The sequence below is a fragment of the Synechococcus elongatus PCC 11801 genome, from assembly GCF_003846445.2.
Lineage (GTDB): Bacteria > Cyanobacteriota > Cyanobacteriia > Synechococcales > Synechococcaceae > Synechococcus > Synechococcus elongatus_A.
Genome location: NZ_CP030139.2, coordinates 2,088,374 through 2,103,685, shown reverse-complemented (window position 1 = coordinate 2,103,685; position 15,312 = coordinate 2,088,374). Strand labels below are relative to the sequence as shown.

Annotated in this window: 15 protein-coding genes; 8 read left to right on the top strand and 7 right to left on the bottom strand. The window is 55.8% G+C overall.

What is annotated here, in order from left to right:
• The first annotated feature begins 6 nt into the window (after nucleotides 1–6).
• The 3 genes from DOP62_RS10465 to DOP62_RS10455 all read left to right on the top strand — a co-directional run bounded on the left by DOP62_RS10465 (nucleotide 7) and on the right by DOP62_RS10455 (nucleotide 3,993).
• On the top strand, nucleotides 7–2,541 hold the full coding sequence (locus DOP62_RS10465; RefSeq protein WP_208674620.1) for a glycogen/starch/alpha-glucan phosphorylase: 2,535 nt from the start codon (nucleotides 7–9) through the stop codon (nucleotides 2,539–2,541).
• Nucleotides 2,542–2,641: 100 nt separating this feature from the next.
• A complete protein-coding gene (locus DOP62_RS10460; RefSeq protein ID WP_011243582.1) occupies nucleotides 2,642–2,785 on the top strand; it encodes a chlorophyll a/b-binding protein in 144 nt (47 codons plus the stop codon).
• Nucleotides 2,786–2,883: 98 nt separating this feature from the next.
• On the top strand, nucleotides 2,884–3,993 hold the full coding sequence (locus DOP62_RS10455; protein ID WP_208674618.1) for a calcium/sodium antiporter: 1,110 nt from the start codon (nucleotides 2,884–2,886) through the stop codon (nucleotides 3,991–3,993).
• Nucleotides 3,994–4,210: 217 nt separating this feature from the next.
• Here DOP62_RS10455 and trpA read toward each other — a convergent pair whose 3' ends face one another.
• Genes trpA through ndhL form a run of 3 tightly spaced genes read right to left on the bottom strand, consistent with a single transcriptional unit; the run spans nucleotide 4,211 to nucleotide 5,596 of the window.
• Nucleotides 4,211–5,011 (bottom strand): tryptophan synthase subunit alpha, encoded by an 801-nt coding sequence (trpA, locus tag DOP62_RS10450; protein ID WP_208674616.1) that lies wholly within the window; start codon nucleotides 5,009–5,011, stop codon nucleotides 4,211–4,213.
• A gap of 30 nt (nucleotides 5,012–5,041) precedes the next feature.
• Nucleotides 5,042–5,371 carry a DUF3007 family protein gene (locus DOP62_RS10445; protein ID WP_208674614.1) on the bottom strand — a complete coding sequence of 110 codons (330 nt, stop codon included), beginning with the start codon at nucleotides 5,369–5,371 and terminating at the stop codon, nucleotides 5,042–5,044.
• Entirely contained in the window at nucleotides 5,372–5,596 is a 225-nt protein-coding gene (gene ndhL / locus DOP62_RS10440; protein ID WP_261789898.1) for an NAD(P)H-quinone oxidoreductase subunit L, read from the bottom strand.
• Nucleotides 5,597–6,038: 442 nt separating this feature from the next.
• On the opposite strand from ndhL, the gene DOP62_RS10435 reads away from it, so the two are divergent.
• Nucleotides 6,039–7,211: a homocysteine biosynthesis protein gene (locus DOP62_RS10435; RefSeq protein ID WP_208674612.1), complete on the top strand. Its 1,173-nt coding sequence runs from the start codon at nucleotides 6,039–6,041 to the stop codon at nucleotides 7,209–7,211.
• Here the strand turns inward: DOP62_RS10435 and DOP62_RS10430 are convergent.
• Entirely contained in the window at nucleotides 7,191–8,168 is a 978-nt protein-coding gene (locus DOP62_RS10430) for a pentapeptide repeat-containing protein (protein ID WP_208674609.1), read from the bottom strand. The two genes, DOP62_RS10435 and DOP62_RS10430, sit on opposite strands and share 21 nt — an antisense overlap.
• A 243-nt stretch (nucleotides 8,169–8,411) precedes the next feature.
• Here DOP62_RS10430 and DOP62_RS10425 point away from each other — a divergent pair, with 243 nt between their 5' ends.
• The 3 genes from DOP62_RS10425 to DOP62_RS10415 all read left to right on the top strand — a co-directional run bounded on the left by DOP62_RS10425 (nucleotide 8,412) and on the right by DOP62_RS10415 (nucleotide 10,825).
• On the top strand, nucleotides 8,412–8,753 hold the full coding sequence (locus DOP62_RS10425; protein ID WP_208674607.1) for a hypothetical protein: 342 nt from the start codon (nucleotides 8,412–8,414) through the stop codon (nucleotides 8,751–8,753).
• 77 nt (nucleotides 8,754–8,830) lie between these two features.
• Complete coding sequence (gene ycf46, locus DOP62_RS10420; RefSeq protein WP_208674605.1) at nucleotides 8,831–10,339, top strand: stress-responsive protein Ycf46; 1,509 nt, start codon at nucleotides 8,831–8,833, stop codon at nucleotides 10,337–10,339.
• 135 nt (nucleotides 10,340–10,474) lie between these two features.
• Nucleotides 10,475–10,825, top strand: a complete 351-nt coding sequence (locus DOP62_RS10415; RefSeq protein ID WP_011243410.1) for a DUF1257 domain-containing protein — start codon at nucleotides 10,475–10,477, stop codon at nucleotides 10,823–10,825.
• 90 nt (nucleotides 10,826–10,915) lie between these two features.
• Here the strand turns inward: DOP62_RS10415 and bioB are convergent, their stop codons facing one another.
• Genes bioB through DOP62_RS10400 form a run of 3 tightly spaced genes read right to left on the bottom strand, consistent with a single transcriptional unit; the run spans nucleotide 10,916 to nucleotide 13,922 of the window.
• Nucleotides 10,916–11,878 (bottom strand): biotin synthase BioB, encoded by a 963-nt coding sequence (gene bioB / locus DOP62_RS10410; protein WP_370538906.1) that lies wholly within the window; start codon nucleotides 11,876–11,878, stop codon nucleotides 10,916–10,918.
• A 47-nt stretch (nucleotides 11,879–11,925) separates the two neighbouring features.
• Nucleotides 11,926–13,491, bottom strand: coding sequence for a peptide ligase PGM1-related protein (locus DOP62_RS10405; protein WP_208674603.1), 1,566 nt, complete (start codon nucleotides 13,489–13,491; stop codon nucleotides 11,926–11,928).
• A gap of 29 nt (nucleotides 13,492–13,520) precedes the next feature.
• A complete protein-coding gene (locus DOP62_RS10400) occupies nucleotides 13,521–13,922 on the bottom strand; it encodes an MAPEG family protein (protein WP_261789896.1) in 402 nt (133 codons plus the stop codon).
• A gap of 196 nt (nucleotides 13,923–14,118) precedes the next feature.
• Between DOP62_RS10400 and DOP62_RS10395 the strand changes: the two genes are divergently transcribed.
• Entirely contained in the window at nucleotides 14,119–15,261 is a 1,143-nt protein-coding gene (locus tag DOP62_RS10395; RefSeq protein ID WP_208674601.1) for a hypothetical protein, read from the top strand.
• The last annotated feature ends 51 nt before the right edge of the window (nucleotides 15,262–15,312 follow it).

The following is a 15,312-nucleotide window of genomic DNA, read 5'->3' as shown; positions in this document are numbered from 1 at the left end:
GCCCCTATGAGTGATTCCACCGCCCAACTCAGCTACGACCCAACAACGAGCTACCTAGAACCCAGCGGCTTGGTCTGCGAGGACGAACGGACTTCCGTAACACCTGAAACCCTGAAGCGGGCCTACGAAGCCCATCTCTACTACACCCAGGGGAAAACTTCGGCGATTGCCACACTCCGTGACCACTACATGGCCTTGGCCTACATGGTGCGCGATCGCCTGCTGCAACGCTGGCTAGCATCCCTTTCGACCTATCAGCAGCAACACGTCAAGGTGGTCTGCTACCTGTCAGCCGAGTTCTTGATGGGGCGGCACCTCGAAAACTGTCTAATTAATCTGCATCTCCACGATCGCGTCCAGCAGGTTCTAGAAGAAGTCGGGCTGGATTTTGAGCAATTGCTAGAAAAAGAAGAAGAGCCGGGCTTGGGCAATGGTGGCTTGGGCCGTCTGGCGGCTTGCTTCTTGGATTCGATGGCCACGCTGGACATCCCCGCAGTCGGCTATGGCATCCGCTATGAGTTCGGCATTTTCCACCAAGAACTCCATAACGGTTGGCAGATGGAGATTCCTGACAACTGGCTGCGCTTCGGCAATCCTTGGGAGCTAGAACGGCGCGAACAAGCCGTTGAAATTAAGTTGGGCGGTCATACTGAGGCCTACCATGATGCGCGGGGTCGCTATTGTGTCTCTTGGATTCCCGATCGCGTCATTCGGGCGATTCCCTACGACACACCCGTTCCAGGCTACGACACCAACAACGTCAGCATGCTGCGGCTTTGGAAGGCAGAGGGCACGACCGAGCTGAATCTAGAGGCGTTTAACTCCGGCAACTACGACGATGCAGTCGCTGACAAAATGTCCTCCGAGACAATCTCGAAGGTACTGTATCCCAACGACAACACCCCCCAAGGGCGAGAGCTACGGCTGGAGCAACAGTACTTCTTTGTCTCCGCCTCGCTACAAGACATTATTCGCCGGCACCTGATCAATCACGGGCATCTGGAACGACTGCATGAAGCGATCGCTGTGCAGCTCAATGACACGCACCCCAGCGTGGCCGTACCAGAACTGATGCGCCTGCTGATTGATGAGCATCACCTAACCTGGGATAGTGCTTGGACCATTACTCAGCGCACCTTTGCCTACACCAACCACACGCTCCTGCCCGAAGCGCTAGAACGCTGGCCAGTCGGGATGTTCCAGCGGACGCTACCGCGCTTGATGGAAATCATCTACGAAATCAATTGGCGCTTCTTGGCCAATGTGCGGGCTTGGTATCCCGGCGACGAGACGCGCGCTCGGCGACTGTCGCTGATTGAGGAAGGACCCGAACCTCAGGTGCGGATGGCACATCTAGCCTGTGTCGGAAGCCATGCCATCAACGGGGTCGCTGCTCTCCATACCCAGTTGCTCAAGCAAGAAACCCTGCGCGACTTCTACGAGCTTTGGCCTGAGAAATTCTTCAACATGACCAACGGCGTGACACCACGTCGCTGGCTGTTACAAAGTAACCCTCGCTTGGCCAATTTGATCAGCGAGAAGATTGGCCATGACTGGATTCATGACCTCAGTCAGCTGCGCCGTCTTGAAGAGAGTGTGGGCGATCGCGACTTCCTGCAGCGCTGGGCCGAAGTCAAGCATCACAACAAAGTCGATCTCAGCCGCTACATCTACCAACAGACTCGGATTGAAGTCGATCCCAGTTCGCTCTTTGATGTCCAAGTCAAGCGGATTCACGAGTACAAGCGACAGCTCCTCGCTGTCATGCACATCGTGACGCTCTACAACTGGCTGAAACATAATCCGCAGCTCAACCTGTTGCCGCGTACCTTCATCTTTGCGGGCAAGGCAGCGCCTGGTTATTACCGCGCCAAGCAGATCATCAAGCTGATCAACGCTGTAGGTAGCATCATCAACCATGATCCCGACATCCAAGGGCGGATCAAAGTTGTCTTCTTACCAAACTTCAACGTCTCCTTAGGACAGCGCATCTATCCAGCCGCTGATTTGTCGGAGCAGATCTCGACGGCGGGTAAGGAAGCATCGGGCACCGGCAACATGAAGTTCACCATGAACGGAGCCTTGACGATCGGCACCTATGACGGCGCCAACATCGAGATTCGAGAGGAAGTTGGCCCTGAGAACTTCTTCCTGTTTGGGCTACGGGCTGAAGAGATTGCGCGACGCCAAAGTCGGGGTTATCGTCCCGTCGAGTTCTGGAGCAGCAATGCTGAACTGAGAGCCGTCCTCGAGCGCTTTAGCAGCGGTCATTTCACCCCCGATCAGCCCAACCTGTTCCAAGACTTAGTCAGCGATCTGCTGCAACGGGATGAATACATGTTGATGGCGGATTACCAGTCCTACATCGACTGTCAGCGTGAGGCCGCCGCTGCTTACCGCGATCCCGATCGCTGGTGGCAAATGTCGGTGCTGAACACTGCGCGATCGGGCAAGTTCTCGTCCGACCGCACGATCGCCGACTACAGCGAGCAGATCTGGGGTGTTAAGCCAGTGCCGGTCAGTCTTAGCAACGGTTTTTAGGGATTGACGCAAAAATCCTTGAAGAAATGTTGCAAATCTCCCAGCGCTTGCGTTACATTGATTTACAGATACCAAACCACCCCGTAGGGAGGTCCCTGTCATGTCTGAGCAAAATACCAAGTTCGGCTTCACTGCATTTGCAGAAACCTGGAATGGCCGTCTGGCGATGATCGGTTTCGTTGTTGGTTTGGCCACCGAATTGTTGACTGGCCAAGGCATCCTGTCGCAGATTGGCCTGCTGTAGATTTCGATTTCCCAGTCAGTAGTCAGAGAGCAATACCGTTTAGCCCTGCCTTGGCAGGGTTTTTTTATAGGCGATCGCGTCCGTAAGATGAAGGAGACATGTTGGCGATTGCCTCAATGCTGATCAATGTTTTGCTTCTGCTGCTCGGCTTAGTAATCCTCGTAGCTGGCGCTGAGTTTTTAGTCCGAGGTGCTTCAAAACTTGCAGCCCTCGTTGGGTTATCGCCCTTGGTGATTGGTCTCACGGTCGTGGCCTACGGGACCAGCACTCCCGAGCTTGCCGTCAGTGTGCAGGCCATCCTTGAAGGCTCGAATGATATCTCTCTGGGGAATGTGGTCGGCAGCAACATCTTCAATGTGCTGTTCATCTTGGGGATCTCAGCCCTGATCACCCCCCTACAAGTCGCTCAGCAGTTGGTGCGACTAGATGTACCGATCATGATTGCGACGGCAGGCTTGGTCTATGGCATGGCCCTCGATGGTCGCATTAGCCGCCTCGACGGAATTGTCTTGGTCGTCTTGGGGGTCTTGTATACCCTCTTCCAGATTCGCCAGGGCGGAGAAGAACCTGATCCGGAGGTACAGGCAGAATACGCAGAAGAGTATGGTTTGAGCGATCGCCCGCCCCTTTGGCAACAGATCCTGTTGATCGCTGCGGGGCTCGGTCTGCTCATTCTCGGTGCCAAGTTACTGATCGATAGCTCAGTAGCGATCGCCCGCTCTCTGCAAATCAGCGAGCTCATTATTGGTTTGACTATTGTGGCTGCCGGAACATCACTCCCAGAGCTGGCCACTTCTGTTGTCGCGAGTCTGAAAGGCGAGCGGGATATTGCCGTCGGCAACGTGGTGGGCAGCAATATTTTCAACGTGCTGATTGTCTTGGGTATCGCGGCAATCATTGCCAGTAACGGTGTCCCAGTTGAAGCGCAGGCTGCTCAGATCGACCTTCCCGTCATGGTCGGTATTTCCTTGTTGTGCCTGCCCATTTTCTTCAGTGGCTTCATCATCAGCCGCTGGGAAGGCATCCTCCTGCTGGGTGCCTACAGCGCCTATTTCGCAGAGTTGGTTCTGCAAGAACTCCAAAATCCGTTGCTCACAAGCCTACGCTGGGTTTTGGTCTTGCTGATTGTGCCGATGGCAACGATCACCACTGTCAGCGCGGCTTACCAAGCTTGGCGGAAATTGCCCTCAGGACGTGCTCAGTCTTAGTTGAAGCGATCGCTTCAACTAACTCAACCGAGGCTCAGAGGTTCATTCGACTGTTCTTCTCACTGAATCACACAAGCAAGTGCTCCTCCGTAACCAGCATCAACGGAGGGGCACTTTCACTGCACAAGCGCGAGGGTATTCAGCCAAAAGAATGAGGGAGTGGACACGTACCACTGCTTGAAGCGAGGAGCAAGTCTGCAGTGACCTCAATACAGGCTCAGGACAACGCAGGCTGGCGATCGATCGCTTGCCGCAACTCTCGGCAAAGTGCTGCCACTCCCTCGACTCCCTGCTCTTGGAGGCGATTCACAAAGGCGCTACCGACAATCACGCCGTCCGCACCCCAATCACGTACCTGTCGAGCCTGCTCTGCTCCCGAAATCCCGAAACCCACACCAATTGGCTTATCGGTGCCTTGGCGAATTTCTTGCAGTAGATCTGCAACACGGGACTGCATCCCTTGGCGCATCCCAGTTACACCGGTGACACTAACCAAGTAAATGAAGCCGCGGGCTTGTTCACTGATGGCTGTAATGCGATCTGCGGAACTCGTCGGTGCGATCAGCAGAATCAAATCAATGCCGCGCTCAGCTGCGACTTCTGAGAGACGCTGAGACTCTTCTAAGGGCAGATCGGGGACAACCAAACCATTCGCACCTGCTGCTGCAATCTGATCGAGGAACGTTTCAAAACCGCGATTGAGAATTGGGTTGCAGTAGGTAAAAAGGACAACTGGTGCCTTGATCTGCGATCGCACGTCTTTGAGCAGGGCCAAGACATCATCCAGTCGCGTTCCCGCTTGTAGGGCGCGAGTTGCTGCTGCTTGGATCACCGGCCCATCGGCCAATGGATCCGAGTAGGGCACTCCCAACTCGATCAGGTCAGCACCTTCGCGATCGAGGGCCAGCAATGCCTGACGGGTGGTTTCTAAATCCGGGTCGCCCGCCGTCAAAAACGGGATCAGTGCGCAGCGTCCCTGCGATCGCAGTGCAGCAAAGCAGTCAGAAATTGCAGTCATGCCCAGTTCAAAGACGGCCAAAGTCTGATCTTAGGACTGTGAGGACTCTTGCGATCGCTCTGCCCGCTCAGCTTCGACTTCCGCCTGCAGTTTGGCTAGTTCTTCCGGCGACAGTTCTTCAAGGCGTTTCTGCAAGACGGCGTCTTCGTAGTCGCGCAACTGCTGCGCGTAGGTCATCCGCTTAGTTAGCACTCGAAAAACGTAGGTCAGGCTCCAGAGCACCACGCCGCCCACCAGCAGGGCTTCGCTCCAAATTCCCGCATCAAACTCCGCTAAGCCAAAGCGCTGTAGGACGCTGTAGAGCAGCGCCCCCGTTCCTACCAAACCTGCTCCCAGCAGCAGGATATCTAGGCGTCGCATCTAGGCTGGGATCTGGCGCGATCGCGGCCGGAAGTTGAGGACCGGCGCCAACAAGAGCAATCCCGGGAAGAAGAAGAAGACCAAAAAGTACATGAACGCCCGTTCCCAGGAGCTCGCAACGTACCAGCGCTTTTGCAGATACAGGTACAGTGCCGCCGGAACAACCAGCAGGTAAGCGCCCGCAAGCGCTAGGTACAAGGCCGCAATGATCAGAGTCACAGTCATACTCAGATGCTTGGCTTTGATTTTAAACGCTTGCGTCCAAGCCCTTGCCAATGGTGGAATAAGGAGGATTGATCAGGGGGCGTGGCGGAACGGTAGACGCAGCGGACTTAGAAAACTGGGCCTCGATCGCGAAAGGGATCGAGTGGCAGCTCTCAAACTCAGGGAAACCTAAAGCTTTAAACATTAAAGTCATGGCAATCCTGAGCCAAGCTAAAGCTAAATAACTGACAGCTTTAGAAGGTGCAGAGACTAGACGGGAGCTACCCTAGCGGATCCAGCCGAGGGTAAAGGGATAGTCCAATTCTCAACATCGCCATTGTCGATGGCAGCGAAAGTTGCAGAGAGAATGAAAATCCGCTGACTGTAAAGGTCGTGAGGGTTCGAGTCCCTCCGCCCCCACTATTCAAAATGACCTGTGGCGATCGCCTGGGCAGATTGCCAAATGCGCACGATTGCAGAAATCAATGAAAAAATCCGGGCGGGTCGCGCTGTTGTCTGGACGGCGGCCGAGGTCAAAGCGCGTACGCCAGAGTTAGGAGTCGAGGCGATCGCCCAGCAGGTGGATGTGATCACCACCGGTACGTTTGAGCCGATGGAAGCCTCGGGCGCAATTATTAACCTCGGTCAAACTGATCCGCCGATCAAAATTCGCCAATGCTGGCTGAATGATGTGCGCGCCTACTCAGGATTTGGCGCAGCAGACTTACTTTTGGGTGCCAGCGAAGAAAGTGAGGATCCGGAAGCAGAGTATGGCGGCGGCCAGGTCATTGCCGATCTAATTGCGGGTCAAAAAGTGCGGTTGCGGGCGATCGGGCAAGGAACAGATTGCTATCCGCGCCGCAGCTTTGAAACCACGATCGATCACGACAGCATCAACCAGTTCTATCTCTTCAATCCTCGTAATCTCTACCAAAACTTCATCGTCGGGGTGAATGGCGGCGATGAAACCCTCTACACCTATCTGGGGCCACTGTTGCCGAACCTGGGCAATGCGGTCTACGCCAATCCGGGGGCGATCGCGCCACTCTTCAATGACCCCGATCTGGCCAACATTGGCATCGGTACCCGCATTTTTCTGGGGGGCGGGGTCGGCTATATCGCTTGGGAGGGTACACAGCATTTTCCGCTGCAAAAGCGTTTACCCAATCGCACCCCGGTGGGTCCAGCGGCGACCTTGGCGCTGATAGGTGATGCCAAGCAAATGTCACCGGATTGGGTGCGGGGCTGCTATTTCCAGAACTACGGCGCTTCCTTGATGTTGGGTGTTGGCATCCCCTTGGCGGTGACCACAGAAGCTGTCGTTGCTGCTTGTGCGGTCACAGATGACCAAATTGTGGCGCCGATTGTCGACTTCTCGATTCCGCGGCGGGTACGACCTACCTTTGGCCTTGTCAGTTACGCCAAGCTCAAGTCCGGCAGCATCACGTTGGAGGGACAGCGCATCCGCACCGCGCCGTTAGCCAGCCTCTACCGATCGCAGCAAGTGGCCGAACTACTCAAACAATGGATTGAAGCCGGGGAGTTTTTGCTGACTGAGCCGGTGGCGAGTCTACCTAGCGATCGCCAGTTCCAACCGCAGGATCAGCGATCGCCCTCAGCTCTCAACGACGAATAGTGCACCGCGATCGCGCAGGGTGGTGATTTGCTCAGCTTCGAGTCCAACATTATTGCCAAAGCGAGCCCCGACAACATTGGCTCCCGTTAAGTTGGCTCGACTCAGGTTCGCTTCCCGCAAATCTGCCTGAGAGAGATCTGCGCCTGCCAGATTGACCAGTGCGAGACTCGCCCGTCGGAAATCCGCCCCGCGTAAGCGCGCATCACTGAGCAACGCTCCCGAAAGATCTGCTCCAGCCCAACGGCTATGGCGCAAATCCGCTCCCGAAAAATCAACATCATTAAGATTGGCACCACGCCAGTTGGTGCGTCGTAGGTCACAACCACTCCAATCACTGCCGCGCCAATCAACGCTCGTCAGGTTGGCTCCCACAAAATCTCGTTGGGGATCAAGCCCCAAGGATTGCCAGCCTTCATAACCGGCTAACACCGTCGGCAAAAGTGCAGCGAGAGACTGATCCCAGTCCAGCGATCGCTCCGTGGGGGCTGTGGTCGAAGCCAGCACTGCGCCTTCGGGTGTGGTGGGTAGCGATCGCAGCCAATGTTTGAGAATCAGTCGCTCTGCCAAGACCTGGGCATTGGGCGAGAGATCGTGATTCCACAACCCCCAAGCTTGCACGAGCACGACATCGGCTAAGCTCACCACCCAGTTCACCGGATGGGGCTGCGTGTGAGCGGGTAACCGCCAGCGGAGTTGAGTCAAGCCTGGACGTTCGCGCCAGCCCACCCAACCGCTGGGGGTTTGCTCCCATTTCAAGTCACTGGGGCCATCGACTAACAGTGCCAACGACTCTGGTCGCACTTGGGGAAGTCGTCCACCCCGAATCGCAATGCTGACGGTGCCTGACAAGCAGGCTAAGGATGGTTGAGGCAGGGATATCACTAAATCCACAGCGGGGGGTGCCGTCACCTGCCAGGACAAGCTGGCACCCGTTGGCGCGGTCGTCTTGGTGGCCATCTGCGCTACCCTCGGCTCTGCTCGCAACCTAGCATGCAGCGGGGATCAGCCGAGAGGTCTTGCAACCAGTCTTCATAGCTGAGCGATCGTCCCTTTTTGACTCAGCGATCGGAGAGTATTGGCGCTTTAATTTGTTGCTAAATGTAAATTAATTGCCAGTATGCCGTTGTACTGCCTTGACGCTTTTCAGCTAAAGCGTCTATGGTACGATTCATACCCGGGTATAGAGAACACTCGGATTCCATGCAAGACAAGCAAAAAGTTACGTTCTATTTGCCCCCTGATCTGCACCGGCAGCTCAAAATCCGGGCAGCCGTGGATCTCGAGCCAATGTCTGCGATCGCTGAGAAAGCACTTCAGTTTTATCTGGAGCATTCCGAGATCGTGGAAGAAGCGACCAATGCCCATGGCAGCACCTTCCGGGTTTATCACTGTCCAGACTGCACCTCCCCTGTTGTCCTGAAGCACGGAGAACTGACCTCTCTGCGCCATCAGCCCAACATTTTGCAAGAGGATTCCAGCCTCACGGTTGAGTCCACCCCTGCAACAGCGATTGCTTCTGATGAAGAGCTAGTTCCCTGCTAAACCGGGACTGTTGATCGACTGACCAAGCAAAAGCCTGTTGAGGGTCTGTCCATCGCTTTGCGAGGTCTAGATTCACCATGCGCGAAGAATTGGGCGTCCTGCTACAAGCGCAGTACCCGCTGATCTATTTAGTGACTTCTGAGGAAGAACGCAGCGAGCGCTCTTTGGCAACGCTGGCGCAGAGTTGTGGATCTCGGCAGCTGTTTCTTTGGACCGTGACTCACGGCATTGTTGAATACGGTCAGCCGCGACAGGTTGCCCACCACAGCACCGTCTCGCCCGAAGCGGCGATCGAGTGGGTGGTGCGCCACAAAGGTTCCGGCATCTACGTCTTCAAAGATCTTCATCCCTTTATTGAGTCGCCAGCCGTTACTCGCTGGTTGCGGGATGCGATCGCCCAATTCAAAGCCACTGATAAAACCATCATTCTGATGTCGCCGGTGCAGACGGTGCCGGTGGAACTGGAGAAAGATGTCGTTGTCCTCGACTTCCCCTTGCCTGATCTGGTGGAATTAGGATCGGTACTCGATCGCGAACTTGAACGGCGATCGCTGCCTCGTCCCTCTGAATCCGGTCGCGAAAAGCTGCTGAAAGCAACCCTGGGGTTGACCCGCGATGAGGCTGAAAAAGTCTATCGCAAGGCCCAAGTGACAGCCGGACGCCTGACGGAAGCTGAAGTCGATGTCATCCTTTCGGAGAAGCAACAGCTGATCCGCCGTAACGGCATTCTGGAATTCATAGAAGAGGATGAAACGCTCGATGCGGTTGGTGGCCTGGAAGAGCTGAAACACTGGCTCCGGCAGCGATCGGGTGCTTTTTCCGAGAAAGCGCGCAGCTACGGCTTGCCCCAACCCAAAGGGATGCTGATCTTAGGGGTGCCGGGTTGCGGCAAGTCCCTGATTGCCAAAACAACCTCAAGATTATGGGGACTTCCTTTGCTGCGGCTGGATATGGGGCGCGTCTACGACGGTTCCACGGTCGGACGTTCGGAAGCCAACCTGCGCAATGCCTTGAAGACAGCCGAGTCGATCGCGCCTGCGATTCTATTCATCGATGAGCTAGACAAAGCCTTTGCAGGCTCTGCCGGATCAGCTGACTCGGATGGCGGGACCTCTAGCCGAATCTTTGGTTCCTTCCTGACTTGGATGCAGGAAAAGCGATCGCCCGTTTTTGTGATGGCGACGGCAAACCGAGTCGAGCGGCTGCCCAGCGAGTTCCTCCGCAAAGGGCGCTTTGACGAAATCTTTTTTGTCGATTTGCCCACGCCGGAAGAACGTGCCGAAATTTTCCGCATTCACCTTGCCAAGCGCAAGCGCCCCCTCGATCGCTTTGACCTTGAGCAACTCGCCAAAGTCTCGGATGGCTTTTCAGGTGCCGAGATTGAACAAGCTTTGATTGCAGCTATGTATGAGGCCTTTGCCCAAGAGCGCGAATTTACGCAGCTCGACATCATTGCCGCAATCAAGTCCACGCTGCCCCTCTCCAAGACAATGAATGAACAGGTGGCAGCGTTGCGGGACTGGGCTCGACAGCGAGCTCGACCCGCTGCGGCCTCCGTCGCTGAATACCAGCGATTGGAGTTCTAAAGGCTTCTCCCCTGATCCCAACAGGGGGAAGGCTGGTTTGATCCCAACAGACCAGCAGTTTCTCACCCGTCAGGTTTGCTCAAGGGCAACCTGGGACTCTCCCTCTCTCCACCGTTGATACAGGAGTTTCTTCCGATGTCTCACTTCAGTACCCTTCGCACCAAGATCAGTGATGCTGTGATCCTGAAGCAGTCGCTGCGCGATCTCGGAATTGCGGTGCAAGAAAATGCCGACGTGCGGGGCTATAACGGCCAGCGCGTGCGGGCTGACTTGGTTGCCACGCTGGAAGGCGACTACGATCTGGGCTGGTCGCGCAATAGCGATGGCTCCTTCGATTTGATCGCTGACCTTTGGGGCGTAGCCAAAAAGCACAATCAGACTGAGCTGATCAATGCGATCAACCAAAAATACGCCGTCAACAAAACCTTGGCTGAGGTCAAACGGCCTGGTCTAAGCAATGCCAACGTCAAGCTGGTGTTGCAATAAGTCCTCTTCCTTTGGCGTTCCATCATTCGAGGGGTAGGTTGTCCTACCCCTTTTTTTGTATTGGTGTTTGGGTGGGATCGCTAGTCAAGGCTAAGCAGTCACCACCTCAAGCGCTTGGGCACCGATGTCGGCGAGGAGTTGGCGATCAGCTTCGCAGGCTGGGTTTGCCGTGGTCAGCAGGGTGTCGCCGTAGAAGATCGAGTTGGCACCTGCCATGAAGCAGAGGACTTGCGCTTCGCGGCTGAGGGCGGTGCGACCGGCGCTAAGGCGAACCCGTGCTTTCGGCATCAAAATCCGAGCGACGGCGCACATCCGCACCAAATCCAGTGGATCGAGGCGATCGCGATCGCCTAGAGGAGTTCCTTCAACTGGCACTAGGGCATTGATCGGCACACTCTCAGGATGAGGATCGAGGGTTGCAAGAACCTGCAGCAATCCAGCGCGATCGCGCTGCCCTTCACCCATGCCAATGATGCCGCCGCAGCAAACACTGATGCCCGCTTGCCGCACCCGTTCCAAAGTGGCGAGGCGATCGGAGTAGGTGCGGGTCGAGATGATTTCGCCGTAAAATTCGGGACTTGTATCGAGATTGTGGTTGTAGGCAGTGAGCCCCGCTTCTGCCAGTCGCTCGGCTTGGCGATCGCTGAGCATGCCAGCAGTGACACAAGCTTCGAGCCCCAACTGACGCACGCCTTGGACCATCTCCAGCATGGCGTCGAACTGGGCGCCGTCACGGATCTCGCGCCAAGCCCAGCCCATGCAAAAACGGCTAGCACCAGCCGCTTTGGCGCGTTCCGCCTGTTCTAAAACGGTTTCGATCGGCAAGGTGAATTGAGGATCGACCTCAGTGTTGTAGTGAGCTGACTGAGGACAATAGGCGCAGTTTTCGCTGCAACCGCCGGTTTTGACGCTGAGCAACGTTGCCAGTTGGATGGCATTAACGGGTTGATAGTCGCGATGCACCGTTTGCGCACGATGGACTAACTCGAGGAGTGGTGTGTTGAGAAGGGCTTCGATTTCGTCGAGGGGCCAGTCGTGGCGGATAGCTTCCATCGTGCTCGCGATCGCGACCTTAGGATCATACTCGTGCCCCGATCGCCTCAGACAGCCCAAGTGAGTGGCAGGGCAGAACCGGTGGGGCTGGTGGCCGGGTCGGTTTCGCGATCGAGCACCGCCACTACTTCGTCATAAATGGCTTGTGCCTGCTCGGGACTGTTACCAATGCTCGTGAGTCCTAGCTTGCCGTACTGCGACAGGCAACCCATGAGGTGAAACACAGTGCCCGTTTTGGTGCTGCTATCGAAGTGGAGTTGGTTGGCCGCGATGATGTCCATCAGGTCTTGCGGCAGCAGTCCGCGATAGCGCGGCGATTGCAGGTTATCTGTTGCGACGTAGGACTTGGGTTGGCCGAGTTCACTGCAAAACTGACCAGTCTGGCGATCGTAGTAGCCGTTTGTTAAATACTTGAGGGTCATGAAGGGATGGGTCGTGCCACCCTTCCTTAGGTTGATTTCAATCGCCTCTAGTTCCCAGTGATCGCCGCCCTGATGCACCGCAACAAAATCGACACCAAACCGCTCTAACGCGCCGCGTTCAGCCAGAGCTTCACCGATTTTTTGCCCCCAGGTCTGTAACTGCAGTCGATAGGCCGGATCGGCAGGAAAGCGACAACCTAAATAAATTTGTCCATCTGGCCCGCCCAAAATTTGATCGTGGGTCGAGAGAATTTCCACTTGCCCACTGGGATGGATGCAGCCTTGGACACTGGGCGATCGCTTCACTTCGCCTTCAATGAATAATTCGGCGATCGCGCCCAAATCGGCAATTCGTCCCTTGAAGTTCTGCCAAGTTTCATGAGCAGCCTGAAAGCGCATCACCGGGAACTGCTGGGCGATCGCCTGACTGGCAGCGGTTAAGCCAACGCGATCGGGTGATTGTTGAGCGATCGGGCGTAAATCCAGCAACGCATTCCCTTCACCGGAAAAGCCTTGATTGAGCTTGATCACAAAGCGCTGAGCTTGGGGCTGGTCTTGCCAGAGTTCAGCTGCTGCTGCTGCCAGATCTTCCACACTATCCATCAGTGGACTGCCTGCTGGATGGGGCAGCCCGCATTCTGCAAAGAGCGATCGGCTCCCTGCCTTGGTGCCCCATTCCAATAAATCCGGATCGGCGGCAAACAAAGGTACCCGCAGGGCGACTGACAGTTCCCGTTCCAGCGGACTGCTGTTGAAGCAAGTCATAAATGAGCTACCGGGGCGCAGTGCGCGACGAATCCGCTCCAGTAGGCGGGGTCGCTCCAGAATTTTTTGCGTCAGTGGTTTGAGTGAGGAATCGCAAGTCGAGAGCAGCAGCAGGCGATCGCGGGCATGGGAGAAGGGAATGCCCGGCAGCAGTTGCAGGTAGTAGTCAATCACCAAGGGCGGCAATGGCTCCGAGGTGACATAAATGACGCGAGTCCGCGGATCGCGCAGTCGAATCAAGGAAAACAGCAGACGTTCCTCGTAAAACAGAACGCCTGAAATTTTCTGGAGCTCATGGGCATCGAGGCTAAGGGAGGGGACGACCAGAATGTCGTAGTCACTGGTCAATCCACCCGATTCCAGCCCACACCAATCGCGACGCAGCTCATTTTGCAGTTGCTGAAACGACTGTTGCACGGCATCCATTTTTGGGCTCCTGCGCTTGCAGTGAAAAATTAGGCGGCAGGCTGAATCAGGGCGAGCAAGCTGCCGATCAAAGCACCGATCGCCAGCACAGCGGCGGCCAAGAAACTGATGCCAAAACCGGGACCTCGTTTCTCGGGGGCTTGATAGTAGCCCCAAGCGTAGAGGATGCGACCGAAGATCCAGATGCCACCAAAACTAGCTGCAGCAGTCACATTGACGAAGCCTGCAAACAACCACAGGCTAGGCAGGAAAAAGACCAATTGCTCCAGCGTATTTTGCTGAACGCGATAAACCCGTTCAAACTCGGGTGGCCCGCTGACTTGCGGCGGCTTGACCTGATAGCGCACCCGAGCGCGCCCAACATTGAAGGCCAGAACCTGATAGAGAATCAGCGCGACAGCAGAAACAACAGCAATTGACGGGGGGATCACAAAACAACCCCTAAGAGATTGAACGTCTAGCCTCAGCATGCCTTACCCTGCTTGACTTGCCTAGCTTTCTGGGGACAGCCACTGCCCAACGAGAAACAACCATCAGCGCGGCTCAGCAACTCTTCGTTTGCGGTCGCAGCCCCAACTCAGACTGGGCATTCTGGCAGCAGTAGACCATGGGATCCCTGTACTCGCTATGACTCAACGGATCACAGCCCTGACAACCGCCGTTTTCTTGTTTGGTGGGGCGATCGCACTTCTCCCGTCGACCTCAGCCCAGGCCGCAGAGGTGAATCCCAACCTGTTACGTCGCTGTCAAAATGCTTTAGCCGAGCGGATTGGCCAACGGATTCAGGTTCAGACAGATACGCTGACGCCCTACTTTATTTCCAACGCTGAACAGGGCATTCGGGGACAGGGCAATCTCGACAGTAGCGGTAACTTCCGTCCCTTTGACTTTGACTGTCAAGTCAATGTCCGCGATGGCCGAGTAGTTAGTTTGGAGTACAACTACCAGTCTTCTGGGAACAACGGCACAGTGAATGACAATGTCCGGCGTCGTTGCCAGGATGCCCTCGCCGATCGCATTGGGCAGCGCGTTCAGCTCAGTAGCGATACTTTTCGCCCTTATTTCATCTCCAATGCTGAACAGGGACTACGGGGGGAAGGCACGCTCGATCGCGCAGGGAACTTCCGTCCTTTTGAATTTGACTGTCAAGTCAACACCCGCACAGGTCGGGTCAATCGCCTCACCTATAACTACTTGTCGGCCAACAATCCAACGGATATAAGCCCTGCCGTTCTTCAAGCCTGTCAAATAGCACTGCGGGATCGCATTGGGCAACGTGTCCAAATCGATCGCAATAGTCTGCAGTCCTACTTCATCTCCAATGCGGCAGAAGGGCTGCGGGGTGAGGCCGTGGCAGGGCGCGAAACGCAACCTTTTCAGTTCGATTGTCAGGTCAATCTGCGCAACGGTCGCGTGACTCGGCTCGACTATGACAATGCTGGATCAATCGCTGACCTGACGCCCGTGTTTACCAGCCATCAAGATGGCGAGCGCATCACCACTCAAGGCTTTACGCTGACAGGGCGCACCCAACCTAATGCCCGTGTCCGCGTTCAAGTTCGGGCTAGCACAGCCGTCTTGGGAGGACTGATCGATGTCGGTGGAACTACCTTGGTCGATCGGGAGGTGATTGCTGATCGGGATGGCAACTTCTCCGTACAGGTCAGACGGCCAGTCGTTGTGACTAGCAGTACCCGCTACGTTGTGCGAGCCAGCGCCAGCCTAAATGGACAAACACGGGACGCCGAAATCGTGCTGCGTCAGCAATAACGGGACTCAATCCTAAGACTTCGGGGAAGGATGTTGCCTCTGTCCTTCCCC